Here is a 23,997-nt window from a genome sequence, read left to right as displayed (position 1 = left end):
CACATCGTGTGGAGCCCTTCGGTGTCACGCCTTTCGTGTGACGTGTCAGGCCGCCGCGGCCCTTTCCATCGGATGGCGCATCCGAGCCCCCGGCCGCTGCGGAATGCATTCAGACAGAAGTCGTTCCTCACCACGGCGAAAGGAACCGGGATGCTCCCCCGCAAGGCGCAGGCCTACCGGGCGGTCGGCGGAATGTCCGGTCCGCACGGCGCCACCCGGCAGACCAACACCGTTGCCGACCACGCGCGCACCGACGACCGCGCGGAGTTCCTCGACGCACGCACGGGGTGCGTCATGCCCGCACCCTCACCGGCTGACCACCTCGATCTCCGCGCCGTCGGCCGTGACGTCCCCGGGGCGGTGGGACGCGTTCTCGATGACCTCCTGGGAGATCTGACCGCGCGAGCATCTGCTCTCGACCCGGTATTCGCCCACGACCTCGCGGATCGGGTCGCCCGCTTCACCCTGGACGGTGGCAAGCGGACCCGGTCCCAGTTCGTCTGGTGGGCGCTGGTCGCGTGCGGTGGACGGGGCGGCGACGCGAACGCCGCTCTTCGGATCGGTGCCGCCCTGGAGCTGATCCAGACGTGCGCGCTCGTCCACGACGACATCATGGACGGTTCTACGATCCGCCGCGGCCGGCCTGCCCTGCACGCGGACGTGCAGGCCCAGTACGCCGACGCGGGCACCGCATCCCGGACGGGACGCTTCGGTGAAGCGGCGGCCGTCCTTGCCGGTGACCTCGCCCTGGCGTGGGCGGACGACGTGATAGCCGATACCCCCCTCGCTCCGGACCCTGCTCTCAGGGTGCGCGGCCTGTGGAGCTCGATGCGGATGGAAATGGTGGCCGGGCAATACTTGGACATCCAGGGCCAGACCACCTCGTCGCTCTCGCTGGCTCGCGCGATCCGTTCCGCCTGTCTCAAGACCGCGCTGTACTCGGTGGAACGGCCGTTGGCTCTCGGTGCCGCCCTCGCCGGGGCGGACGACGCGAAAACCGCGGCTCTCTGCTCGGCGGGCCGGTGCGTCGGCATCGCCTTCCAGTTGCGCGACGACCTCCAGGGCATCTTCGGCACCCCCGAAGCCACCGGTAAGCCCTCGGGCGACGACATCCGCTCGGGTAAACCGACCTACCTGATCGCCCTGGCACGTGCCAGGGCCGAAGCGGTCGGCGACCGTACAGCACTGGCGGTACTGGACAGCTCCGTTGGCCGCGCGGACCTGTCCGAGCCGGGCCTCGCCGAAGTGCGAGAGGTCCTTGACTCCACCGGCGCGCACGCGACGGTCGAGGCCAAGATCGACCGGCTGGTCGCCCAGGGCATGCGCCACCTGGACGGCGCCGTGTTCGAACCAGATGGATTTCACCCCCTGCGCGCCCTCCTGCGCTCGGCCGCGGCCCCACTGCCGGCCCGGCCACGGCGGTCGGGCTCCCTGGGATTCCAGGACGACGCGTCCGCAGACCTGCTGATCAGCGCGGGCCCCGAGGAGGCCACCCGATGACCAAGAAAATTCCTGGCCCCACAGATCACGTCGTGGTCGTCGGCTCCGGGCTCTCCGGGCTTTCCGCGGCCCTCCACCTCCTGGGTGCCGGCCGCCGCGTCACCGTCGTCGAACGCGAAGCACTTCCCGGCGGCCGCGCAGGACGTCTGGTGCGGGGCGGGTACCGGATGGACACCGGTCCCACCGTGCTGACCATGCCCGACCTCGCGGACGAGGCGTTCGCCGCGGTCGGCGACAGCCTCCACCAGCGCGTCGAGCTCCTCCCCCTCCACCCCGCCTACCGGGCCCGGTTCGCCGACGGCAGCGCCCTCGACGTGCACACCGACGCCGAGGCCATGGAAGCGGAGGTCGAACGCTTCGCGGGAGCCGATGAGGCCGGAGGCTACCGGCGGCTGCGCAGCTGGCTCGAGCGGTTGTACCGGGCCCAGATGCGTCACTTCATCGACGCCAACTTCGACTCCCCTCTCCAGCTTCTGACCCCCGACCTGGCCCGGCTCGCGGCCCTCGGGGGATTCGGCACCATGGACCGGCGCATCGGCCACTATCTGCGCGACGAGCGGCTGCGCCGGGTGTTTTCGTTCCAGGCCCTCTACGCAGGTGTTCCGCCGGCGCGGGCCCTGGCCGCCTATGCCGTCATCGCCTACATGGACACCGTCGCCGGCGTGTACTTCCCACGCGGTGGCATGCACGCCCTCCCCCAGGCCATGGCCGACGCCGCGGCCCAAGCAGGGGCCACCCTTCGCTTCGGGCAGGACGTCAAACGGCTGGAGCGCTCCGGCGACCGGGTCACCGCTGTCGTGACCGCCGACGACCGCATTCCCTGCGACGCCGTGGTCCTCACCCCGGACCTGCCCGTCTCCTACCGGCTCCTCGGCCACACGCCCCGACGCCCGGTCCGCATCCGGCACTCGCCGTCGGCCGTCGTCCTGCACGCCGGCACCGACCGCACCTGGTCCGGCCTCGCCCACCACACATTGTCGTTCGGCGCCAAGTGGAGCCGCACGTTCGAGGAACTGACCCGAACCGGCGACCTGATGAGCGATCCGTCCCTGCTCATCACGCGGCCCACCGCCACGGATCCCGGTCTCGCACCGCCCGGCCGCCACCTGCACTACATCCTCGCGCCCTGCCCGAACACGGACATCGGCCCGGACGCGGCAGAGTGGGGTGACCTGGCACCGCGCTACCGCGAGAGCATCCTGAAGGAACTGGATCAGCGCGGCCTGGACGGCATCGGCTCGGCCATCGAAGAAGAGTGCCTGGTGACGCCCGCCGACTGGCAGGCCCAGGGACACGCGGCAGGCACGCCCTTCTCCGCGGCTCACACCTTCGCGCAGACGGGGCCGTTCCGCCCCCGGAACCTGGTCCGCGGCACCGAGAACGCCGTGCTCGCGGGATGCGGCACCACCCCGGGTGTCGGCGTACCCACGGTCCTGCTGTCCGGCAAGCTCGCCGCCGCCCGCGTCACCGGGCTCACCAGCCGGCCGCCCCGCAGCGGACGCAATTCGTCGGCCACCAGCAAAGGCGCCCTCGTATGACCAACCGTGAACTCGACGCGGCGGGCATCACCGACCCCGCCCTGCGGGACGCCTACAGCCGCTGCCGCAGCCTCAACGCCCGTCACGGCAAGACGTACTTCCTCGCCACCCGTCTCCTGCCGGTCGAACGCCGGCCGGCCGTCCACGCTCTGTACGGCTTCGCCCGCTGGGCCGACGACATCGTCGACTCCCTGGCCGCGCCCCTCGACACGGGCAGCCGGTCGAGGGACCTCGCCGATCTCCAGTCGGACCTCGAGCGCGGGCTGCTCGACAGGAAGAAGTGCACTGATCCAGTCGTCCTGGCGCTCGCCGACACGGCCCAGCGCTACGACATCGACCACCGGCACTTCAGTGACTTCATGACGTCCATGCGCAGTGATCTCCATGTCACCGACTACCCGACCCTTGACGACCTTCAGACGTACATGCACGGCTCCGCCGCAGTCATCGGGCTGCAGATGCTTCCAGTTCTCGGCACGGTGGTACCCCGTGAGGAGGCGGCACCTTCCGCGGCCGCCCTGGGAGTCGCGTTCCAGATGACGAACTTCCTCCGGGACGTGGGCGAGGACCTGGACCGCGGCCGGGTGTACCTGCCTGCGGACCTGCTCCAAGTCCACGGCGTCGACCGGGAGTTCCTGCTGTGGAGCAGGAAGACCGGCCGCAGCGACCCGCGTATCGTCGAGGCGTTGAGAGCCTTCGAGCACCTCACCCGCGCCGTCTACCGCGAGGCCGTGCGCGGCCTCGCGATGCTCGACCCGGTGTCCCGTCCGTGCATCCGGACAGCGTTCGTCCTGTACGGAGGGATCCTGGACGCGATCGCGGAGGACGGATACGCCGTCCTGCACCGACGCTCCGCAGTGCCCCGTCCGCGCCGCGCGGCCGTCGCGCTCGACGGCCTGATGCGCGTGATGGCGGCCCGGGCGACATCGCGTGCGGGGACTGGTCCCTTCGCGGTCCGTGCTCAGGACCGCCTGCGTTCCGAGCAGCGAGAGTCCACGTCCCAGGCGCAGAAGGAGATCGCGTGACTGCCGATCGACCGGCCCGGAGCGGACGCCTTCCGCTGTCTCTGCGCCGGCGCCCGGTGCCCTGGGCACGGCAGCGACCGACCTGGCGCGAGGCACGGCCGAACGTGATCGCCCAGGCGCTGAAGCGGGCTCAGGCCAGGCCGTCGGGCAACTGGTACGTCGTGGGCGCCACCCGCGACATCCGGGACGACCGTCCCCTGGCCCTCACGGTCGCCGGCCAGGAGGTCGTCGTCTGGCGGAACGCCGAGGGCCTGCTGGTCGCCGGGCCCGGAGTGTGTCCCCACCTCGGTGCCCCGCTCCGCAACAGCCCCGTGCACTGCGGCACGCTCGTGTGCCATTGGCACGGACTCGCCCTTGAGGGGGCCGCCTTCGCAGGGTGGGAACCACTCCCGGTCCACGACGACGGTGTCCTGGTGTGGGTCCGACTCGACGAGGTCGGCGGTGAAGCGCCGTCGAGCGCGCCCATGGTCCCGGTGAGGCCCAACCCTTCGGACGCCGTTTCGGCGGTCTACCAAGGCGTGGGGACCTGCGAACCGGAAGACATCGTCGCGAACCGGCTGGACCCGTGGCACGGCGCCTGGTTCCACCCGTACTCGTTCGTGGATCTGACGGTGCTCGACGTACCGGACGCCGCGACGGCGGACACACAGGAAGCACAAGAAGCACAGGACGACGACAGCTTCGCCGTTGACGTCTCTTTCAAGGTCGCCGGACGGCTCGTCGTCCCCGTGCGAGCCGTGTTCACCGCGCCAGAACCGCGGACGGTCGTCATGCACATCACGGAGGGCGAGGGGCGGGGATCCGTCGTGGAAACCCACGCCACTCCCCTCGGCCCGGACCGACACGGCAGGCCACGGACGGCTGTCATCGAAACGATCATGGCCGTGTCGGAGCGCCGCGGTTTCGCCGCCGTACGCACGACCGCGCCCGTACTCAGACCGCTGATGCGAGCAGCGGCCGGACGACTGTGGCGCGACGACCTGGCCTACGCAGAACGCCGTTGGGAACTGCGCTCGACGGGGCGCTTCCCTGGCTGACGCGCTCCGCCGCCCCTTCGCGGCTGGGAGCTGGGCACAAACACCACAGCGCCCGGCGCGGGCGCCAGGGGATGGTGCGCGGGTCTGTCACTTGGGCCGTGTACTCACTTACCAGGAAAGGTCTACGGCTTGCAGGAACCGCCACCGCCGCAGCAGACCCATCCCGTAGGAACGAACCGTTGACGGCGTTTTCCCCGGCGCCAGCAACTCCTGGAAGTAGAGGGCGACCGCCACGATGGTCGCTCCGTCGGGATCGATCAGCCAGCAAGGCTCGTACCGGTCGCCGCTCTCCACCAGCCGACCCCCTCGGGGAACCACCATCGGCAGTGCCTGCACCGTGGCCTTGATGCCGAGGCCGAGCTGGCTGTCGATCTGCTTCTTCGCCAACGCGGCGGCGGCCCGGATCTCACGATGAAGATCGTCGGTCCTACTGCTTTCTTCCGAGGCATGTTGCGCCGGGAGACCGATTCCCCCGCGCCCGGGCGACCGTACGGTGCACCACATGAGCGACACAACGCGCAACACCTCCAGCGACTACGCGCTGAAGGTCGTCCGGGGCTACGCGGACCGCGACGCCACCGCGGTCGAGAAGGCGCTGGCCGGTCTGGACGCGGCTCGTTGGACGGAGGTGTACGCCGTCCTGAGCGGCTTGCTGCGCTCCACCATCAGCATCATGGAGCTGACCGGCAGACGATGGAAGCTGGACGATCTGGTCCTGCGGTCCGACGAGGTCGCCGCCGCGGCCCCGCCCCATTACGAGCTCGCCATGGCGGAGGCCACGCGGGCCTGGGCCCGCGGGGACCAGTTGACGATGCGGGCACTGTCGGACCGGGACCTCCCGGGTGCCGTGCACATGACGGCCGTAGGCGTCACCGTTCTCGGTCTGGCTCTGTGGGGCAGGGCCGGACTCCTCGACGTACTCAAGGAGTTCAGCGAGGCCGTCACGGAACTCACCGACCACCGGGCTTACGGCGCCTAGCGACGCGGGCCTCAGTCCGCGCAATCCACCTCTCGTCGGTTTCGCCGTCGATGCCATCTCCCCGCGAGGCCGGCGAGCCCCCTCCCTCCCCCGTGGTCGAACCCCTCGCAGAAGCGGAACGTTTCACGTGTCCAGAACCGCACGGCACCACCCGGAGGCGCCATGAACTTCCGGACTCCACTGTCCGCCCTGTTCCCCGGGACATCCGGCCGGCTCCTCACCGCACTTGTCGCTCACCACACGGCCGATGCCGCCGCTCCGCTGACACTAGACGCGTTGTCCAAAGACTCCGCGGTGACAGCCACACAACTGGAGGCGGCGCTTTTCCGTCTCGGCCTGCTCGGTCTGATCGCCCCACGGCGCAAAGGGGAAGCCGTATGCATCGTCGCGGGGCACATCGCCTGGGCGGCTCTGCGTCAACTGACAGACCTGCAAGACCGCGTCATCGACATGGTCCGCGAGCGGGCGCAGGCTCACCTTCACCCCGTACCGGACTACCTCGCGCTGAAAGGTGCCGTCGTCGACGGTACGGCCTCGCACCCCGCGGACGTACTGGAGTTGATCGTCGTCGCTCCCCCGACCGCCCCGGCGCACTGGCAAGGCCATGTCGCCGCCCTCGTCGCACAACTGTCCCGTGATCTGGGGAACGTCGTGATCCACCGCAGCGCCTCCGACTCCCGGGAGGCGGACGCCATGAGCGCAGGAACCGCTGTGCGTGTCCTGCTGTCATGACTCCGACGCGCGAGGCGGCCCTCCGGCACCCCCGGTCACCAACCGCACCAGGTCGGACCAAGTGGCCTGCAGACGTGTGGTGGTGACCTGACACTCGTTGCGCAGGTAGTCCATGGTCTCGAAGGTCGTGAACACCAGCATGGCGTGGGCAAGCATCTCGTGATCGGCTTCGATTCCCGCCTCCCGCAAGAGGGACACAACGTGATCGTGGAAAGACCGGCCGGTGGGCGAAGAGTGGCGTCGGTCGAGGGGGACTTGGCGGGCCAGCGCGGCACCCAGGTCGTCCTCGTCGGCAATGCGCTCGATCAGAGCGCGACCGAACGCTGTCAGCCGCTCCCCCGGCGGCGCTCCCGGCCCCAGCGGAGGCGGACCCGAGGTGTACGCCTCACGGAAGTCGGCCTCAGTGTCGGCCAACAAGGTCAGCAGGAGACCAGTACGGTCGCCGAACCGGCGGAACAGGGTGCCTTTTCCCACTCCGGCGGCCTGAGCGACCTCGTGCATGGTCACATGTTCCGCGCCCTGTTCGGCCACCAGCCGGACGGCCGCCTCCCGCAGCCGGGAACGGTTGCGGGCCGCGTCGGCCCGCTCCGGGGCGCCGTCATCGGCTGTCCACGTCACCGCTCCCTCCGCTGTACGAGCGCGTACACGCAGCCGTCCTCGATCTGCACCGGGTACACCGGAACCGGGCGGGTCGCCGGCGGGTCGAGGGGGTGACCGGTGCGCAGATCGAAGCGTGAACCGTGCAGCCAGCACTCGACCGTGCACCCGTCCACCTCCCCCTCGGAGAGTGAGACGGCGCTGTGCGAACACACGTCGTGGATCGCGAAGGCCTGCTTCTCCGCGAGCACGACGGAGAGCGGCACACCCTCCACCTCGAAGCGCCGGGGAACGCCGTCCTCCAGTGCGTCGAACTCGCACAGGTACGTGTAACCGTCGCTCGGCATCGCTCTCCTTGAACGCATCACGGGGGGCCATCGCCTCGACGAAGACGCACCGGGCAGTTCGCGCGGGGCACCCGCATCTCGTACGTGATCTTGACTGAACCTCACCGTAGCGACGCTGTCCCGGCCCCGGACCCTCCCTCAGCCCGAACACGCCTCGGCATATCGTCCTAGGACACGCTCTGATTCAGGCACCCCTTGACCGTCTCCGAGGTCGGGATGACCGGGCGGGCGTCCCCAAAGTGGGGCCTGCGGATGGTCCGGATCTCCTCGGCAGCCCGGCCGAGTTCGTCCCGATGGCGGTCAATTGGGCAACCCATTCCCTCGCGCCTTCGGCCTCCTGCGTGGCGAACTGGCGCGCTCCCGCTCCTCCAGGCGCACCAATACCGGCCCACAGGACGGCTCCCCGCTGCGGTCGGCTCCATCACCCACCGCTTGGGCTGGGGTACGAGCCCTGGTCTGCCTGGTTTCCCTCGACCACTTCGACCTCGATGCCCACCTGTTCGCCGTGAGCCACGACGCTGTTCTTGAACTCCTGGTCCACCAGGGCCTTTTGAGCCGTGTCGGCCTCAACGACGACCTTGTTCAGCAGGCGGTTCTGCCGGTGTCGTCGTGGGCGGAGCCGGCCAGCATCGCATTCTGCGGCTCAGTGTGTGGCGGGTGTCGCGGGGATGGCCGCGACGGCCGCTGCGGTCATCTGCCGAGCCGTGGTCGCGAGGCTGGCGATCGCGTCGTCGGGGGTCAGGCCACAGAGGTCGGTCAGGGCGAACAGCGACTCGGCGCTGATCACGAGGGCGAGACCCCGGACCAGTTGTTCCACGTCCGCGCGGTGCGCGGGACGGCAGCTGTCGGCCCACGGGGCGAGCGCGTGCTCGATGAGTCCGAAGCGGTGGGCGGGACGGTCCTTGGAGGTCGAGGGCTTCGCGATGGTCGAGGCCACGATCACCCGGACGGCACCCTGCCTGCGCAGCACCGCCCGGCCGAGGATCTCCGCGGCCTGACCGATCCGTTCGACCGGGTCGTCGCCGCGGGTCGCCGACCGCAGGACCTCGACCAGGTCCTCCGCCATGACGGAGGCGCGCAGGAGTGAGAGGAGGTCGGGGAAATAGCGGTACGCGGTCGCTTCCGAGACCCGTGCGTGGGCTGCGACCGCCGGCATCGTGATCTCGGCTCCGGTGTCGGCGAGGTCGCGGGCGGCCGCGATGATCGCCGACCTGGTGCGTTCCATCGTGTTGCTGAGCCCGTTCGGGCGACTCCGCTCGACCATGATCATCCTCTCGTTCCGGCTGCAAGCATAGCGGGTGCACTCCCTGAATTGGAGTCAACTATTTTTTTAAGAGTCCACTTGCATTCTTGTTCGAACCGACCCTAGGGTCCTGGCGTCGGCAACCCACCAGTCACCAGTCAGGGAGGCTTCATGAACAAGGTGTCGATCACCGGTCCCGGCGAAGGCGAGCTCATCGTCAACGGCCCGTCGACGATCCGGATCCTCGAGGACGGCAGCAACACCGAACACCGCCTGGGAATGGGCGAAATCACCATCCCCCCGCACACCGCCGGCCCTCCGCAGCACCGCCACGCACAGCACGACGAGGGCTTCTACATACTCTCGGGCAGCGTGCGGTTCACCGTCGGGCAGGACGACTACGACGCCGGAGCCGGTACGTGGGTCATGGTCCCGCCGGGCGCACCGCACACCTTCGCCAACGTGAGTGACGACCCGGCGGTCATGCTCAACACCTTCACTCCGGACCTGTACGTGCAGTACTTCCGTGACCTCAAGGCCATGGTCGAGTCCGGCCAGCCATTGTCGCGCGACGCCGTCGCCGAGGTCTGGACGCGCTACGGCACCGAACCGTCGACCGAGTACGCCTCGTGAACGTTCTCCTGGGTGTCAACGCCGTCGGCGCGATCGCGAGCATCGCCTTCGCGCTGGTGGGAGGTATACGTCCGGCGGCACTGAGTGAGAGTGGCACGCCGACCGCCGGTGAACGGTTCTACGGCTGGATGTACGCGACCAGAGGAGTGCCCCTGGGGGTGGCGGCCCTCGTCGCACCCCTCGCGTGGTCGGGTGCGGCCAGCTCGCTCATCCTGTGCGCAGCCGCCGCGGCCCAGGTGGGCGACGCCGTCATCGGAGTCGCCACTCGGAAAGGGACGATGATCGCGGGTGCCTCGCTCCTGACCGCGATACACGTCGCAACGGCGGTCGCCACCGCGTGAGCGCGACTCACTCCCGAGGGGAGGCCGGATAAGTTCCGCGACCGGCTCTGCGGATCGCATCCGAGCACCGAGCACCGAGCACCGAGCTGAATCGTGACGGCGTACATGCTCGCCGGGACAGTCTCGGCGGTCCTGGCCCGCACATACGGCGACCTGTTCGGAAACAGGCGCACCTGGTGTTCGGCGTCACCGCGTTCATCGGCCGCTGCTCGGCGGTGCGCTCACCAACCCGGCTGTCGTGGAAGCCGACCGGGTGAGCCGACCGTCCTCGAACCGCCGGAACGCGAACTCGACGATCGAGTGCGGGCCGCCCTCCGCCCTATCGCCCGTCGCGTCGTGGCTGAAGACCCCAAGGGGTCGCGACTACTCGGACCCATATCAGTCCACCAAGGGAACTAGCCCGCCAAGGGAGACAAACGTATGCCCACCACTCTCGAACGTGTCGTACATGCCTGCGTCCTGCTTGACTTCGACGGCGCGAAAATCCTTACCGACCCCTGGTTCTCCGAAAGGTTGCTGTACCGCCAGGGCGAACCGCGCAGCATCGCCACCGCGGCAGACCTGCCGCGACTGGACGGCATCCTCATCAGCCACGCCCACTACGACCATTGCGACCTGGGGGCATTGGCCCTTTACCCCGACAAGAACGTGCCCATCGTGGTCAACCGGGGCACCGGAAAGAAGGTCCGCGCGAACGGGTGGCGCAATGTCACCGAGCTCGACCCCTGGCAGTCCGCCCTCCTCGGCCCGGTGCGCGTCACCGCCGCGCCAGCCAGCCACGGCGTGCCTGAGGTCACCTACCTCCTGGAGGCTGACGGTACGACGGTCTTCTTCGGTGCCGACACCCGCCGCATACCCGAGCTGAACGAGATCGCCCAGCGCTTCCCCGACATCGACCTGGCCCTGATGCCGATCAACGGGCTTTCCTCCCGTCCGCAGGGCAACCGCCAAGAGGTCATGGACGCGGCTCAGGCCGCGGAACTCACCGCCCTGTTGCGCCCCAGGCTGGCGGTTCCGATCCACTACGCCTACACCTCCGGCGCGATCGGCGACCGGATCCTCGTGAAACTCGATCGCAACCATCCCGAGCACTACAAAGACGCTGCCGGCGATCTGGCTCCCGACACCGACGTGCGCATCCTGCCCACCGGACAGACACTCACGCTGTGACCCGTGACCAATGACTTGCGTTCGCCCTGAATGCGCAGGTCACGGGGATGACATGGGGGGTGAGGTCATACTCGTGCTGGTCGGCGGCTGTCCGCGGTGAAGACCGTCGGGCAGACTCGGAGCGGTGCAGGACTTCCTCTTCGTTGCTCGCTCCTCCGGCCGGACCCAGCCCAGCGCGGCCAGCCGGAGGAGACCCGACAACCTCATCGCCCGGATCACCGACGATGCCCGGCTGCACCGAAGGTATTCCTCGGCGCCCCGTCGATCGAGCAGACCGGTGCTCATGATCTCCGACGCTTCCCGTCATGTCGGTCGCCATAGATGATGGCGCGATGAGCAACATCAGCGACGCCCACGTGAAGGTTCACTTCCGAATGGAGGTCGACGAGGATGGCTGGCCTCCGGCGACCGTCGAAAGCCTCTGGGCCGTGGATCTGCGAGACGGGACCGTGCGCTTGGACAACACCCCGTGGTTCGTTCGCGGGGTCGCGAGCGATGACATCGTCAAGGTCGAGGTCGACGACGAAGGCTTGTGGTGGGTCGGGGAGACCGTTCGCGCCTCAGGCAACTGCACCATCCGGTTGATCGTGCTGAGGGACGGAGGTTCGAGGGCAGCCCGGCAGACCGTGCTGGAGACCTTCCATCGGCTTGGCACAACAGGCGAGGGCATCGAACAGTTCAGGATGGTCGCACTGGACGTCCCGCCGACGGCGGACCTGCCTCGGATCCGCAAGTTGTTGGAGCATGGCGAAGCCCAGGGATGGTGGCATTGGGAGGAAGGGTGTGTCACCGCGGCATGGACAGCTTCGGCCTCGGACTAGGTCAGGTCTGCCGCGGTCTGATCAGGCCTTTGACCCGCCCGCGGGGCAGCCCGTCGGAGACAGGAAGGGCGATGAGCACGGCCCCGGGTCCACCGGACAGTCCTCCGGAGACATCACCCACTCACACCACCGGCAGGCCAAGTCAGCTCGCGCGCCAGCTGCGTTGAGTCTCCTGGCTGCGTCCGCCGCGGCCGCGAAACGCGTCCGATCCACAACCGTCGTCGGGGCGGCTTCAAGCAACTGCTTGCTTCGCCACGCACTCAGCCCCGTCACAGACCGAACCGCCACCGCGCCATCCAGAAGCAGTTGCTGCCCGACGGCGCGGGCAACACCGCGACGTAGAAGGGGTTGGAGGCGGCGGGGGCCCTCCGTGCACGGTGGTCTCGGCAGCATCGCCGACATGGTCCTCATGAAAGTGGGTGAGCGCGACACGCCGCAGGTCCCAGGTGTCAAGCCGACGCTCAGAATGGCATCGGCGACCGCCCGACCGGCCCCCACAGCCCCACAGTCGATCAACGTAAGCCCATCCGCGTATCGCCACGAAGAGAATCAGTACCGCCGACGCCGCCAAACAGATCGTCGTAGCGATCGAGAAAGGCAGGCACCGGGTCCACATCGGCCGGCGACGCCCGCACGCTCGACCGGCTCTCGCGGCTGACGCCACAGCGAGCCACAGCGAGGAAGGCTGTCCGGTCAGCGGACCCCCGCAAGCCCCGCCGCGCCGCGACCCGCATTGCGCTACGCCCACGTGAACGAGGCGCCGAACCGGGCCAGGTCTCGGGGCTGACGCGTGCGCACGGGTGTCGTACCAGCGGGGGACCTGACGGCCGGTCCGTACTGCGTTCTGAGTAGCGCGGATTGTCGGCAGGCGCACGACGACAGGACGCCCCGCTCCCCGAGAGCCTTGGCAGGACGATCGACACCAGATGTGGAGACCTTCTGTAGTGGCTACTTTCCTGTATCGGATGGGCCGTCTGGCCTTCCGGCGACGCTGGTACGTCGCCCTTGTCTGGGCGGCCGTCCTGGCCGCCGTCGGGCTGGGTGCGCTCAAGGCGCCGGGAGCCGCCGACGAGGAGTTCTCGATGCCGGGCATCGAGTCCCAGAAGGCGTTCGACCTGATGGAACAGCGCTTCCCCGGGGCCACGGCCGACGGCGCGACGGCGCGGGTGGTCTTTGTCGCCCCGAGCGGCGAGAAGGTCACCGCCACCGACAACAAGAAGGCCGTCGAGAAGGCCGTGACCGAACTGGCTGACGGGTCCCAGGTGGCGACCGCCGTCGACCCGTTCCAGGCGAAGGCGGTCAGCTCGGACGGTACGACGGCGTATGCGACCGTCACCTACAAGGTCAAAGCCAGCGATCTCGCCGAGACCGACAAGACCCACCTGGAGAAGGTCCTCGGCGAGGCCCGTGACTCCGGCCTGACCGTCGAGGTCGGCGGCAACGCGCTCAGTGACACCGGCGGCGCGGGCGGGTCCGCCGAGGTGATCGGTATCGCGATCGCCGCCGTGGTGCTGCTGGTCACCTTCGGTTCCCTGGCCGCGGCAGGGCTGCCGCTGCTGACCGCGATCATCGGTGTCGGCGTGAGCATGGCCACGATCCTGGCCCTGTCCGACGCCCTCGGCCTGTCCACGACGACCGGCACTCTCGCGATGATGCTGGGCCTGGCCGTCGGCATCGACTACGCCCTGTTCGTCGTCTCCCGCTATCGCGAGGAGCGCGCCAGGGGCCGTACGCCCCAAGAGGCGACCGGGCTGGCGGTCGGCACCGCCGGGTCGGCGGTGGTCTTCGCGGGCCTCACCGTCGTCATCGCCCTGGCCGGGCTCACGGTGGTCGGCATCCCGATGCTCACCAAGATGGGGCTGGCCGCGGCGGGCGCGGTCGTCGTCGCCGTACTGATCGCGCTGACGCTGGTCCCGGCGCTGCTCGGCTTCTGGCCGGACGCCGTGCTACGGCGGCGGGCCCGCAAGAGCGGCAGTGTCGAGGCGGGCACGGAGGACAACGGGGGTGCCCGCTGGGCGCGGTTCGTCCTGCGCCGTCCCTTGCCCGTGCTGCTCCTCGGCGTGGTGGGCCTCGGCGCCCTCGCGCTGCCCGTGACCGACCTGCAACTCGGCATGCCCGGCGACGAGGCCAAGTCGACCTCCACCACCGAACGCCGGGCCTACGACGACCTCGCCAAGGGATTCGGGCCGGGCTTCAACGGGCCGCTGACCATCGTCGTCGACGCCAAGGGCGCCGACGCGAAGGCTGCCGCGGCGACGATCTCCAAGGAGATCGGTGCCACGAAGGGAGTCGTGTCCGTCTCCGCGGCCCGCTTCAACGAAGCCGGTGACACCGCCGTCTTCTCGGTCGTGCCCTCCACCGCGCCGACCGACGAGAAGACCAAGGACCTGGTGACGACCATCCGGGGCGAGCGTCCCGGTGTCGAGTCCGAGACGGCGGCGACCTTCGAGGTCACCGGCACCACCGCACTGAACATCGACATCTCCGAGAAGGTGCAGGCCTCGCTGGTGCCGTATCTCGTGGTCGTCGTCGGCCTGGCGATCGTGCTTCTGCTGCTGGTGTTCCGGTCCCTGCTCGTCCCGCTCAAAGCTGCCTTCGGCTTCCTGCTCTCGGTACTGGCCTCCCTCGGCATGGTCGTCATGGTCTTCCAGCAGGGCCACGGGGCCGGACTCCTCGGCGTGGAACAGACCGGGCCGATCATGAGCCTGATGCCGATCTTCCTGGTGGGCATCGTCTTCGGACTGGCCATGGACTACGAGGTCTTCCTCGTCTCCCGGATGCGCGAGGCGTACGTCCACGGCGAGACCCCCGGCCAGGCGGTGACGTCCGGTTTCCGGCACAGCGCCCGGGTGGTCGTGGCCGCCGCACTGATCATGATCGCGGTGTTCTCCGGCTTCATCGGCGAGAGTGACTCGATGATCAAGATGATCGGGTTCGGACTCGCCTTCGCGGTCCTGGTCGACGCCTTCGTCGTCCGCATGGCGATCGTGCCCGCCGTACTCGCCCTGCTCGGCGACAAGGCGTGGTGGCTCCCGAAGTGGCTGGACCGGATCATGCCCCGCGTCGATGTGGAGGGCGAGGCCCTCAGCCGTCGGCCCGAGCCGGACTCCGAGCCGTCCTCCCCGGCCGACCTCGAAGTGGCGCGCACGTGACGACGGCCTGACCCACCCCCCGCACCCCGAAGGGGCCGCCCGTGACGAATGACACGGGCGGCCTCGTGGCGCGTCCCCACCCGAAGTCGACCACGATGGTCCCAGCCCACCGACCGGAGCAGACGATGAGTACCAGCCTGGAGCGCTACACCGATCGCGTCGAGGCGTTCACGGGCCGCCATCCCTTCGTCGTCGATCTCGCGCTGATCCTTCCCCTGATGGGCTCGGCGACGCTCGGGGCCTCACTCACCCTGCCCGGCGCCCACCCGCCGGACCAGGACACGACCGCCGTCATCCTCATGGGCGTGTCCTGCCTCGCCCTGCTGAAGCACCGCAGCCACCCGCGCACCGCCGTCGTCGTGAACGCCGTCTGCGCCGTGATCGTGATCGCGATGGGGTACCTGCTCACCCCGCTGCTGCTCGCACCGATCATGGCGGCGCTCTACTGGCTGGCCACCCTCACCGACCGGACGACTCTCCGCGCCTACGGGTTCACCACCATGGTGGCACTGATGATCGCGGCGGCCTTCTCCGACTCCATGGACCACTTGTCGCTGCTGCTCAGGACGATCGGCCCGTTCTTCTGGCTGCTGCTCCCCCTCGCCGCCGGCACCATGACCCGACTACGCCGCGCCTATCTACAGGCGGTGCAGGCCCGCGCCGAACACGCGGAACGCACCCGCGAGGAAGAGGCACGCCTGCGCGTCACCGAGGAACGCGTGCGCATCGCCCGCGAACTGCACGACGTCGTCGCCCATCACCTGGCCCTGGCCAACGCCCAGGCCGGCACCGCCGCCCACCTCGTGCTCACCAATCCGCAGCAGTCGAAGGCGATCCTCACCGACCTGACCGGCACCACATCCTCCGCGCTGCGCGAGCTGAAGGCCGCCCTGGGACTCCTGCGCCAGAGCGACGACCCGGACTCCGCACCGCTGGAGCCGTCCCCCGGACTGGCCCGCCTTCCCGAACTGGTCACGGCGTGCGCGTCGGCGGGGCTCGCCGTCACCATCACCACGGAAGGGGAGCAACAACCGCTCTCGCCCGGCGTGGACCTGACCGCGTTCCGGATCGTGCAGGAAGCGCTCACCAACGTCAGCAAACATGCCCGAGCGGAAACAGCGCACGTACGGCTCGTCTACTCCGGCTCGCGTCTGCTGCTCACGGTCAGCAACGACGGCCCGGCCACCTCCCCCACTCCCGAGGCCGCCCCGAGCCGCGGCTTCGGCGTCATGGGCATGCGCGAACGCGCCCACTCCATCGGCGGCGAACTACGCGCCGCGCCCCGCCCCGAAGGCGGCTTCGAGGTCACCACCGCGCTGCCACTCCAGCCGCGCACCGCCGAAGAAAGCGAAAAGACTCCATGACCATCAGGGTGCTGCTCGCCGACGACCAAGCTCTCCTGCGGGCCACCTTCCGGATCCTGATCGACTCCTGCGACGACATGCAGGTGGTCGGCGAAGCATCCGACGGTGCCGAAGCGGTGGATCTGACCCGCGCCCACCACCCCGACATCGTCCTCATGGACATCCGTATGCCGGGCACGGACGGCCTCGCCGCCACCACCGCGATCTGCGCCGATCCGCAACTGACCGCCACGCGCGTCCTCATCCTGACCACCTTCGAGACCGAGGACTACGTCGCCCAGGCGCTGCGCGCCGGTGCCAGCGGCTTCCTCGGCAAGGACGTCACCGCCGACACCCTGCTGGCCGGACTGCGCACGGTGGCCTCCGGTGAGGCCCTCCTCTCACCGGCAGCTACCCGCACCCTCATCACCCGCTTCCTCACGGCCCCCGCCCCCGGCGCCCACCTCGCACCCCCGGAACGCCTGGCGGACCTCACGGCGCGCGAACGCGAAGTCATGGCCCTGGCCGCGGATGGCAAGTCCAACACCGAGATCGCCGAGCACCTCACGCTCAGCCCGCTGACGGTACGCACCCACATTCACCGCGCCATGACGAAACTGGGCGCCCGCGACCGCGCCCAACTCATCGTCATCGCCTACCAGACCGGCCTCGTAAAGGCCGCTCCGCCCGCCCCGTGACCAGCCAGCGTGGCGGTGAGGTTCTGAAAACGCGAGAGTTCGTTGAGGTGGCGCTCCGCGGCGCGCCCGTCGAACTTCTCGGTCCAGTACGTCACCAGCCCGCGCCGGTTCCGGATGGGTACGACTGCCGACCAGTGCAGATCGGACTCGAACCACCGCGTCCTGTGGAGCCGCTCAGGGAGATCGTCCACGTCGGGCGGGGACGTCGATGGTGAATGGACGCGTGCCGGTGATCGTGCGCGAAACGGGCTGAGAGCAGGGCCGCACGGCCCGAGCCCGCGACCTCCGTTGCCCGCGCGGCGGCGGGGCACGTCGGTCAGATCCGGGTTCCTGGCGTGCCGTCGGCGGTTGCGTCTTCGGTGGCGGCCCATGCGGACAGCAGGCGCAGTCCGTCGTGGGCGGGGGTGCCGGGTTCGGCGCTGTAGGCGGTGAGGGTGAGGCCGGGTTGGGCGGGCAGGGCCATGGCGTCGAAGTCGAGGAGGATGTCGCCGATCTCGGGGTGGTGGAAGGGCTTGCTGCCGGTGTGGTGCAGGCGCACGTTGTGTTTGGCCCAGGCGCTGCGGAACTCGTCGCTGCGGGTGACCAACTCGCCGATGAGCGAGGTGAGTTCACTGTCGTGGGGAGCACGGCCGACTTCGGTGCGCAGCAGGGAGACGGTGGTGTTGACCGACGCCGTCCAGTCAGGGAAGAAGTCCGGGCCTGCGGGGTCCAGGAACTGGAAGCGGGCGATGTTGACGGGGAGCGTGGCGGCACCGGCGAAGAGCGGGGCGTAGAGAGCCCGGCCGAGACGATTGATGGCCAGGATGTCCAGGCGGCCGTTGCGGACGAAGGCCGGACTGTCGGTCATGGAGTCCAGGACGCGCTGGATGCTGGCGGGGACGGGTCCGCGCGGCTTCCTGCTGCTCCGGCGAGCGGGGCGGGCGCGCTGGGCTGCGGCCAGGTCGTAGAGGTGGGAGCGTTCGGCGTCGTCCAGTTGCAGGGCGTCCGCGACGGCGTCGAGGACCTCCTCTGAGGCTCCCGCGAGGTGCCCCCTTTCCAGGCGTACGTAGTAGTCGATGCTGACACCGGCGAGCAGAGCGACTTCCTCGCGGCGCAGCCCTGGGACGCGGCGGTTACCGCCGAAGGCCGGCAGACCGGCCTGCTGGGGGGTGACCTTCGCGCGGCGGGTGGTGAGGAACTCGCGGATGTCGTGGGCGGTGTCCATACCGCCAGGCTAGGCCCCCTACGGCGGGCCTGGGAGGTCCTGTCAGTACCTGTAACGACAGTGCCTTCCACCCTCTTATGACCTGCGGTTTCCTCGACAGGGAAGGCAGCTGCGCCCGCCCCGGGCCCGATCCCGGGGATGGCTAAGGCTGCCGGGCAGGCCGCTCTCGTGGAGAGTGGATCTGCCGGACCCGTGTCTTTTCCGTTACAAGGAGTCATCGCATGGCGAAGCAGTCCGCGCCCCAGGAGCTGGCGCAGATCGCGCCGAAGCTCGTCGGGATCTCGAACGATGTGCTGTTCGGAGATGTGTGGGAGCGCCCCGGGCTGTCCCCGCGTGACCGCAGTCTGGTCACGGTGAGCGTGCTGGCTGCTCTCTACCGCAGCGAGCAGCTCCCCTACCACCTGGGCAAGGCGCTGGAGCACGGTCTGAGTGTCGAGGAACTGTCCGAGGCGATCACGCACCTGGCGTTCTACGCCGGATGGCCCAACGCCATGACGGCGATCACGCAGCTGAAGAAGATTGCGGACGAGCGTTCCGCCTGACCACCCGCCGGGCCAGGGCACCCATGCCCCGCGCGGTCGAGCGGGGCGTGTCGAATCAACGGAGAGAATCGTATGGCTGTCCACGAATTTGATCAGATCTTTCCTCTCGGGGAAAGGAACGACGCCTTCGCGCAGTACTTCATCGGCCAGAGCTATCTGGCGCCGCTCGCCTCGGGGAGCGTTCCCGTCAGCAACGTCTCCTTCGAGCCGGGCTGCCGCAACAACTGGCACATTCACCACGGCGCGGACGGCGGCGGTGACCAGATCCTGCTGTGCACGGCGGGCAGCGGCTGGTACCAGGCCTACGGCGAGGAGCCCGTCAGCATGGAGCCGGGAACTGTCATCCGCGTCCCGGCCGGCACGAAGCACTGGCACGGCGCGAAGGCCGACGCGTGGTTCTCCCACCTCGCCCTCATCACACCGAGCGAAGGCGTCAGCAACGAATGGCTCGAGCCCGTCACCGACGAGGTGTACGGCAAGCTGCCGAAGAACGGAGCGAACACATGACGATCCTGAACGAGACCTACACGCTGGCAGGCGGCGTCGAGATCCCCAAGCTGGGCCTCGGCACCTGGTTCATCGACGACGACCGGGCAGCCGACGCGGTCCGCGCGGCCGTTGAGATCGGCTACCGCAACATCGACACGGCCCAGGCGTACGGCAACGAGCACGGCGTCGGCGAGGGTGTGCGCGACGCGGGCGTGCCGCGCGACGAGCTGTTCGTGTCGACCAAACTCGCCGCGGAGATCAAGGACTACGACCGGGCGCTCGCCGCCATCGACGGCTCCCTGCGCACGCTCGGCCTGGACAGCGTCGACCTCATGCTGATCCACAGCCCGCAGCCGTGGAACGACTTCCGCGGCGGCGACTACGCCGAAGGCAACCGCGCGGCCTGGCGAGCCCTGGAGGAGGCCCACCAGGCCGGGAAGATCCGCTCCATCGGCGTCTCCAACTTCCAGCAGCACGACCTGGAGAACCTCCTCGCGGGCGCGACCGTCGTCCCGCACGTCAACCAGCTGCTCGTGCACGCCGGCAACACCCCCTCAGAACTCCTGGCCTACTGCGAGAGCAAGCAGATCCTCGTCGAGGCGTACTCGCCCATCGCCCACGGCGCGATCCTGCAGAACGCCGAAGTCCAGGCGATGGCACGGAAGTACGGCGTGACCGTCCCCCAGCTGTGCATCCGCTACACCCTTCAGCTGGGCACCGTGTCCCTGCCGAAGACGGCGAACCCCGAGCACATGCGCTCCAACGCCGACGTCGACTTCGAGATCTCCGGCGATGACATGGATGTCCTGCGCGACCTGCGCGATGTGGACTACGGCGAGCACAGCGCCTTCCCCGTCTACAGCGGCAAGTGACGCCAGGCGGGCGCCACCCCCGCACCGGCCTCGTCGAGGGGCGGGGCGCCCTGGTCACCGGCGCGGCGTCCGGCATGGGGCCGACCGCCGCGACGGTCGACTGTGCGGTGGGGCGCCATCGGACGCCTGGACATGACCTTCGGGCCGTCATCCAGGCGCCGCCTGCCACGCGACCGATGAGAGCGCCGAGGCCTTCGACCGTGTCAACCAGCGAGCCGCGCACCACGCGTCCAAGCACGGGGGGGGTGATCGGCCTGGCCAAGAGCGCCGCCGTCGCGGACGCCGCCGGCTTCGTCATCGGCGTGGCCCTGCCCGTCGACGGCGGGTACACGAGCCACTGAACCAGCCGCCACCCGCGTCCCGCACCACCACAGAGGCAACACCGGCAGGGGAGAAACGACGATGCACACACGTACGTTGGGCCAGGGTCTGCAGGTCTCGGCCATCGGCCTGGGCTGCATGGGTATGTCCCAGAGCTACGGCCCCAATCCGGGCAGCCGCGCGGACATGATCCGGGTGCTGCGCGGCGCGGTCGAGCGCGGTGTCACCTTCTTCGACACCGCGGAGGTCTACGGCCCCTACGTGAACGAGGAACTCGTCGGTGAGGCCCTGGCCCCGGTGCGGGACCAGGTCGTTGTGGCGACGAAGTTCGGCTGGCGCATCGAGAACGGCGCCTCAACCGGCCTCGACAGCCGCCCCGAGCAGATCAAGCGCGTCGCCGACGCCTCGCTGCGCCGACTGCGGACGGAGACGATCGACCTGTTCTACCAGCACCGTGTGGACCCGAACGTCCCGATCGAGGACGTGGCCGGCGCCGTCGGCGAGCTGGTGCAGGCCGGGAAGGTACGGCACTTCGGGCTCTCCGAAGCGGCGGCCTCCACGATCCGCCGGGCCCACGCGGTCCACCCGGTGACCGCGGTGCAGAGCGAATACTCCCTGTGGACCCGGGACCCCGAGCCCGAGGTGCTGCCGGCACTGGCCGAACTCGGCATCGGCTTCGTGCCGTTCAGCCCCCTGGGCAAGGGATTCCTCACCGGCACCGTCGACACCGCCACCACGTTCTCCGACGGCGACATCCGCACCACGATCCCCCGCTTCAGCGAGAACAACCGTGCCGCCAACCAGCAACTGGTCGACCACGTCACCGCCCTGGCCCGGGCGAAGAACGCCACACCTGGCCAGGTGGCGCTGGCGTGGCTGCTCGCCCAGCACCCCTCGATCGTGCCGATCCCCGGCACCCGTCGTATCGAGCGGGTCGAGGAGAACGCCGCCGCCACGCACGTGGCGCTGTCCGCGGACGAGCGGGCGGATCTGGATGCGGCAGCGGGACGTTTTGGTGTCCACGGTGACCGCTACAACGAGACCCACATGGGTCTGGTCGGCAAGTGACCCGCCCGGACGGGCCACGCTCACGCATCGGCGTGGGTCGACGCAGAGCCTGAGCTCAGCCACGGGCACCCACCAGCGGAATGAGGGGTTGCTTCTGCCGGTATCGCCTTGGCCGTCGCAGTGTTCGGCGCCCGCATCGCCGACCATGCGCAGCCGTCCCGGCGCCTACCTCCCCGCCCCTCCAGGAAACGCGGTGCGAGAAGGAAGACACACCACGATGACGCACTGGACCAGCGACCAGCTCGACAGCATTGAGCGCGCCGACGAACTGCACATCCAGCCCCGGCGCCCCGACGGCCGGCTGCGCACACCCACCACCATCTGGGTGGTACGCGACGGCGACGACCTGTTCGTCCGCTCCTACAACGGCCCGGGCGGTGCGTGGTGGCGGGCCGCGAAGGCCAATGGCGCCGGGCACATCCGCTGCGGCGCCGTCGAGCAGGACGTCACCTTCACCCCCGTCACCGACCCGGCCCTGAACGACCGTATCGACGACGCCTACCGCACCAAGTACGCGACCGCGAGCGCCTACGTCCCCCCGATGACCGCCGACGGCGCCCGCGCCACCACCCTCAAGCTCACCCCCCGCTGACTTCCTCTCCCCCGCAAGGAGCACGTTGTGACCACGTTCGCCCTGATCGGTGCCGGCCCCGGACTCGGTGCCGCCGTCGCCCGCCGCTTCGGCCGCCACGGCTTCGACATCGCCCTGATCTCCCGCTCCCAGCCCCACCTGGACACTCTCGCCGCCCAGCTCGGCGAGGACGGCGTCACCGCCCGCGGATTCGCCGCCGACGTCCGCGATCCCGACGCGCTGAACGCGGCGCTGGACGCCGCGACCAGCACCCTGGGCCCGATCGAGGTCTTGCAGTACAGCCCCGTCCCGCACAAGGACTTCATGAAGCCCGTCCTGGAGACCACCGCAGCCGACCTGCAAGGCCCCTTCGCGTTCTCCGTCGGCGGTCCCGTCACCGCGGTGCGCAACGTCCTGCCCGGCATGCGCGACCTGGGCCGGGGCACGCTGCTGCTGCTGTTCGTCAACGGCGGCTCCGCCGTCCGACCCCACCCCGACCGGGCCGGCACCTCGATCGCGTTCGCCGCCGAGAGCGCCTACGCCCGCCTGCTCCACGACCAGCTCGCGCCTGACGGCATCCACGTCGCCCAACTGATCATCCCCGGCGCCATCACCCCCGGTGACGACCGCAAGGACCCCGATGTCCTGGCCGGCCTGCTGTTCGACCTCCACCGCGAGCGCACCGGCTTCAGGCACTTCGCCGAACCCCTCGACGCCTGACCGCCACCCGGGCCCTCAGGTCATCGGCGAAGGGCCGGAAGACCACTGGTACGAGGCGTTCCGATTCGGGGCGGATGACCGCCAACCCGATGTCCTCATGCAGCGCGTTCACGGCCGGTGTCCGATCGGAGGCGTGACGCCAGGCGGTGCATCCCGCGGCGCGCGTGGCTCTTGACCGTACCCAGGGGCCACCCGGTGAGTTCGGCGATCTGGGTCTGGGTGAGGTCGTCGTAGAAGGCCAGGTTGAGCACCTGGCGTTGAGGCTGGGGAAGGCGGGACAACTCGTCGGCCAGCAGAACGCGGTCGAGCGCGGACTCCGGTTGCACGGCCTCGTCGGCCGCCGTCAGCAGCAGCTGGGCTGCCGCCGCGTCGACCAGTTCGGTACGCCGGGTGCGGGCCGCCAGGGCGTCGGCGATCTTCCGGCGGGTGATACCCAGGAGCCACCCGGGAAGAGTTCCGCGTTCGGGCGCGAATCCGGCTCGTCCGCGCCAGGCGGCGAAGAACACCAGTTGGGTGATGTCCTCGGCTTCCCGCGCATCCCCCGTCGACCGTCGGGCATGGGCGTACACGAGAGGACCCCAACGCCGGTGCAGGACTTCGAGGCAGGCCTCGTCGCCGCTCAGGAACCCGTCCACGAGGGCACCGTCGTCGATCTCCGCGTCGATGCGCACTGCGGTCGTCATGGCTTGCTCCTCGCTGGACCCGCCGGTCGCCGAGAGTGACTGTGTCTTCTCCACGGTGCGCATTCGATGCAAGATGGACAACTCGCATCGTCTTTGCATCGAAATGGCCGAAGTGGCGAAGCAGACGGCGAAAGCCAGGGTTGCCGCCGACAGGAGTCATGATCGGTGTGATGACGAACGCCGGATGCGGGTGCGGAGTCGGGCAGCACAAGCCTGTCCGCGCGTCCACACCCCGCGCGTCCACACCCCCGGGCGTTCGCGTCTCCGCATGCGGCGGCGTTCCAGGCGCGTGTCGGGTGGCCTTGGGCGTGACCCCCTGACCGTACGGAGGTATCGCCACGCGAGCCGGGACGCCAAGCTACCGACGACGC

At 69.5% G+C, this 23,997-nt stretch carries 26 protein-coding genes; 19 read left to right on the top strand and 7 right to left on the bottom strand.

The features are described from left to right. Positions 1–150 precede the first annotated feature (150 nt). Genes ACIRB1_RS44135 through ACIRB1_RS44120 form a run of 4 tightly spaced genes read left to right on the top strand, consistent with a single transcriptional unit; the run spans position 151 to position 5,100 of the window. The gene (locus ACIRB1_RS44135; RefSeq protein WP_403469631.1) at positions 151–1,500 is read left to right on the top strand and encodes a polyprenyl synthetase family protein; all 1,350 of its coding nucleotides are present in this window, start codon (positions 151–153) and stop codon (positions 1,498–1,500) included. Continuing rightward, the gene (locus ACIRB1_RS44130; protein WP_403469630.1) at positions 1,497–3,038 is read left to right on the top strand and encodes a phytoene desaturase; all 1,542 of its coding nucleotides are present in this window, start codon (positions 1,497–1,499) and stop codon (positions 3,036–3,038) included. The genes ACIRB1_RS44135 and ACIRB1_RS44130 overlap by 4 nt, the downstream gene beginning before the upstream one ends. Beyond that, positions 3,035–4,063, top strand: a complete 1,029-nt coding sequence (locus tag ACIRB1_RS44125; protein WP_403469629.1) for a phytoene/squalene synthase family protein — start codon at positions 3,035–3,037, stop codon at positions 4,061–4,063. Before ACIRB1_RS44130 ends, ACIRB1_RS44125 begins: the two co-directional genes overlap by 4 nt. Further along, complete coding sequence (locus ACIRB1_RS44120) at positions 4,060–5,100, top strand: DUF5914 domain-containing protein (RefSeq protein ID WP_403469628.1); 1,041 nt, start codon at positions 4,060–4,062, stop codon at positions 5,098–5,100. The genes ACIRB1_RS44125 and ACIRB1_RS44120 overlap by 4 nt, the downstream gene beginning before the upstream one ends. Positions 5,101–5,208: 108 nt before the next feature. Here ACIRB1_RS44120 and ACIRB1_RS44115 read toward each other — a convergent pair whose 3' ends face one another. Next, a complete protein-coding gene (locus ACIRB1_RS44115) occupies positions 5,209–5,613 on the bottom strand; it encodes a hypothetical protein (RefSeq protein WP_403469627.1) in 405 nt (134 codons plus the stop codon). On the opposite strand from ACIRB1_RS44115, the gene ACIRB1_RS44110 reads away from it, so the two are divergent. Both ACIRB1_RS44110 and ACIRB1_RS44105 read left to right on the top strand, forming a co-directional pair. Continuing rightward, positions 5,603–6,079 (top strand): hypothetical protein, encoded by a 477-nt coding sequence (locus ACIRB1_RS44110; protein ID WP_403469626.1) that lies wholly within the window; start codon positions 5,603–5,605, stop codon positions 6,077–6,079. The genes ACIRB1_RS44115 and ACIRB1_RS44110 overlap by 11 nt on opposite strands. Before the next feature lie 294 nt (positions 6,080–6,373). After that, complete coding sequence (locus tag ACIRB1_RS44105) at positions 6,374–6,811, top strand: hypothetical protein (protein WP_403469625.1); 438 nt, start codon at positions 6,374–6,376, stop codon at positions 6,809–6,811. Here the strand turns inward: ACIRB1_RS44105 and ACIRB1_RS44100 are convergent. From ACIRB1_RS44100 to ACIRB1_RS44090, 3 genes are all read right to left on the bottom strand, one after another. Further along, complete coding sequence (locus ACIRB1_RS44100) at positions 6,806–7,429, bottom strand: TetR/AcrR family transcriptional regulator (RefSeq protein WP_403469624.1); 624 nt, start codon at positions 7,427–7,429, stop codon at positions 6,806–6,808. The two genes, ACIRB1_RS44105 and ACIRB1_RS44100, sit on opposite strands and share 6 nt — an antisense overlap. Next, positions 7,426–7,755, bottom strand: a complete 330-nt coding sequence (locus ACIRB1_RS44095) for a non-heme iron oxygenase ferredoxin subunit (protein WP_403469623.1) — start codon at positions 7,753–7,755, stop codon at positions 7,426–7,428. Before ACIRB1_RS44095 ends, ACIRB1_RS44100 begins: the two co-directional genes overlap by 4 nt. A 643-nt stretch (positions 7,756–8,398) precedes the next feature. Then, positions 8,399–9,019 carry a TetR/AcrR family transcriptional regulator gene (locus ACIRB1_RS44090; RefSeq protein WP_403469622.1) on the bottom strand — a complete coding sequence of 207 codons (621 nt, stop codon included), beginning with the start codon at positions 9,017–9,019 and terminating at the stop codon, positions 8,399–8,401. 150 nt (positions 9,020–9,169) lie between these two features. Between ACIRB1_RS44090 and ACIRB1_RS44085 the strand changes: the two genes are divergently transcribed. The 7 genes from ACIRB1_RS44085 (at position 9,170) to ACIRB1_RS44055 (ending at position 17,156) form a co-directional block, all read left to right on the top strand. Continuing rightward, entirely contained in the window at positions 9,170–9,631 is a 462-nt protein-coding gene (locus ACIRB1_RS44085; protein WP_403469621.1) for a cupin domain-containing protein, read from the top strand. Then, positions 9,628–9,972, top strand: coding sequence for a hypothetical protein (locus ACIRB1_RS44080; protein WP_403469620.1), 345 nt, complete (start codon positions 9,628–9,630; stop codon positions 9,970–9,972). Before ACIRB1_RS44085 ends, ACIRB1_RS44080 begins: the two co-directional genes overlap by 4 nt. Positions 9,973–10,392: 420 nt before the next feature. Next, positions 10,393–11,142, top strand: coding sequence for an MBL fold metallo-hydrolase (locus tag ACIRB1_RS44075; protein ID WP_403469619.1), 750 nt, complete (start codon positions 10,393–10,395; stop codon positions 11,140–11,142). 332 nt (positions 11,143–11,474) lie between these two features. Then, positions 11,475–11,963: a DUF4265 domain-containing protein gene (locus ACIRB1_RS44070; protein WP_403469618.1), complete on the top strand. Its 489-nt coding sequence runs from the start codon at positions 11,475–11,477 to the stop codon at positions 11,961–11,963. 944 nt (positions 11,964–12,907) lie between these two features. Continuing rightward, positions 12,908–15,115 (top strand): MMPL family transporter, encoded by a 2,208-nt coding sequence (locus ACIRB1_RS44065; protein WP_403469617.1) that lies wholly within the window; start codon positions 12,908–12,910, stop codon positions 15,113–15,115. Positions 15,116–15,240: 125 nt separating this feature from the next. Further along, positions 15,241–16,479, top strand: coding sequence for a sensor histidine kinase (locus ACIRB1_RS44060; protein WP_403469616.1), 1,239 nt, complete (start codon positions 15,241–15,243; stop codon positions 16,477–16,479). Further along, positions 16,476–17,156 carry a response regulator gene (locus ACIRB1_RS44055; RefSeq protein ID WP_403469615.1) on the top strand — a complete coding sequence of 227 codons (681 nt, stop codon included), beginning with the start codon at positions 16,476–16,478 and terminating at the stop codon, positions 17,154–17,156. Before ACIRB1_RS44060 ends, ACIRB1_RS44055 begins: the two co-directional genes overlap by 4 nt. On the opposite strand, the gene ACIRB1_RS44050 is transcribed toward ACIRB1_RS44055, so the two are convergent. Together ACIRB1_RS44050 and ACIRB1_RS44045 are read right to left on the bottom strand one after the other, a co-directional pair. Next, on the bottom strand, positions 17,114–17,527 hold the full coding sequence (locus ACIRB1_RS44050) for an epoxide hydrolase N-terminal domain-containing protein (RefSeq protein WP_403469614.1): 414 nt from the start codon (positions 17,525–17,527) through the stop codon (positions 17,114–17,116). The two genes, ACIRB1_RS44055 and ACIRB1_RS44050, sit on opposite strands and share 43 nt — an antisense overlap. Continuing rightward, complete coding sequence (locus ACIRB1_RS44045) at positions 17,473–18,360, bottom strand: helix-turn-helix transcriptional regulator (RefSeq protein ID WP_403469613.1); 888 nt, start codon at positions 18,358–18,360, stop codon at positions 17,473–17,475. Before ACIRB1_RS44045 ends, ACIRB1_RS44050 begins: the two co-directional genes overlap by 55 nt. Positions 18,361–18,581: 221 nt before the next feature. On the opposite strand from ACIRB1_RS44045, the gene ACIRB1_RS44040 reads away from it, so the two are divergent. The 6 genes from ACIRB1_RS44040 to ACIRB1_RS44015 all read left to right on the top strand — a co-directional run bounded on the left by ACIRB1_RS44040 (position 18,582) and on the right by ACIRB1_RS44015 (position 22,943). Beyond that, the gene (locus tag ACIRB1_RS44040; protein ID WP_403469612.1) at positions 18,582–18,902 is read left to right on the top strand and encodes a carboxymuconolactone decarboxylase family protein; all 321 of its coding nucleotides are present in this window, start codon (positions 18,582–18,584) and stop codon (positions 18,900–18,902) included. A gap of 72 nt (positions 18,903–18,974) precedes the next feature. Beyond that, on the top strand, positions 18,975–19,409 hold the full coding sequence (locus tag ACIRB1_RS44035) for a cupin domain-containing protein (protein WP_403469611.1): 435 nt from the start codon (positions 18,975–18,977) through the stop codon (positions 19,407–19,409). Next, positions 19,406–20,263, top strand: coding sequence for an aldo/keto reductase (locus tag ACIRB1_RS44030; RefSeq protein ID WP_403469610.1), 858 nt, complete (start codon positions 19,406–19,408; stop codon positions 20,261–20,263). The genes ACIRB1_RS44035 and ACIRB1_RS44030 overlap by 4 nt, the downstream gene beginning before the upstream one ends. Before the next feature lie 402 nt (positions 20,264–20,665). After that, the gene (locus ACIRB1_RS44025) at positions 20,666–21,652 is read left to right on the top strand and encodes an aldo/keto reductase (RefSeq protein WP_403469609.1); all 987 of its coding nucleotides are present in this window, start codon (positions 20,666–20,668) and stop codon (positions 21,650–21,652) included. 217 nt (positions 21,653–21,869) lie between these two features. Further along, positions 21,870–22,244, top strand: a complete 375-nt coding sequence (locus ACIRB1_RS44020) for a DUF2255 family protein (RefSeq protein WP_403469608.1) — start codon at positions 21,870–21,872, stop codon at positions 22,242–22,244. Between the two features lie 27 nt (positions 22,245–22,271). After that, positions 22,272–22,943, top strand: a complete 672-nt coding sequence (locus ACIRB1_RS44015) for an SDR family NAD(P)-dependent oxidoreductase (RefSeq protein ID WP_403469607.1) — start codon at positions 22,272–22,274, stop codon at positions 22,941–22,943. A gap of 95 nt (positions 22,944–23,038) precedes the next feature. Here ACIRB1_RS44015 and ACIRB1_RS44010 read toward each other — a convergent pair whose 3' ends face one another. Then, a complete protein-coding gene (locus tag ACIRB1_RS44010; protein ID WP_403469606.1) occupies positions 23,039–23,626 on the bottom strand; it encodes an RNA polymerase sigma factor in 588 nt (195 codons plus the stop codon). Between the last annotated feature and the right edge of the window lie 371 nt (positions 23,627–23,997).

The organism is Streptomyces sp. NPDC096013 (assembly GCF_044763565.1).
Lineage (GTDB): Bacteria > Actinomycetota > Actinomycetes > Streptomycetales > Streptomycetaceae > Streptomyces.
The sequence above is the reverse complement of the archived record's forward strand: the minus strand, read 5'-3'. Positions and strand labels throughout refer to the sequence as shown.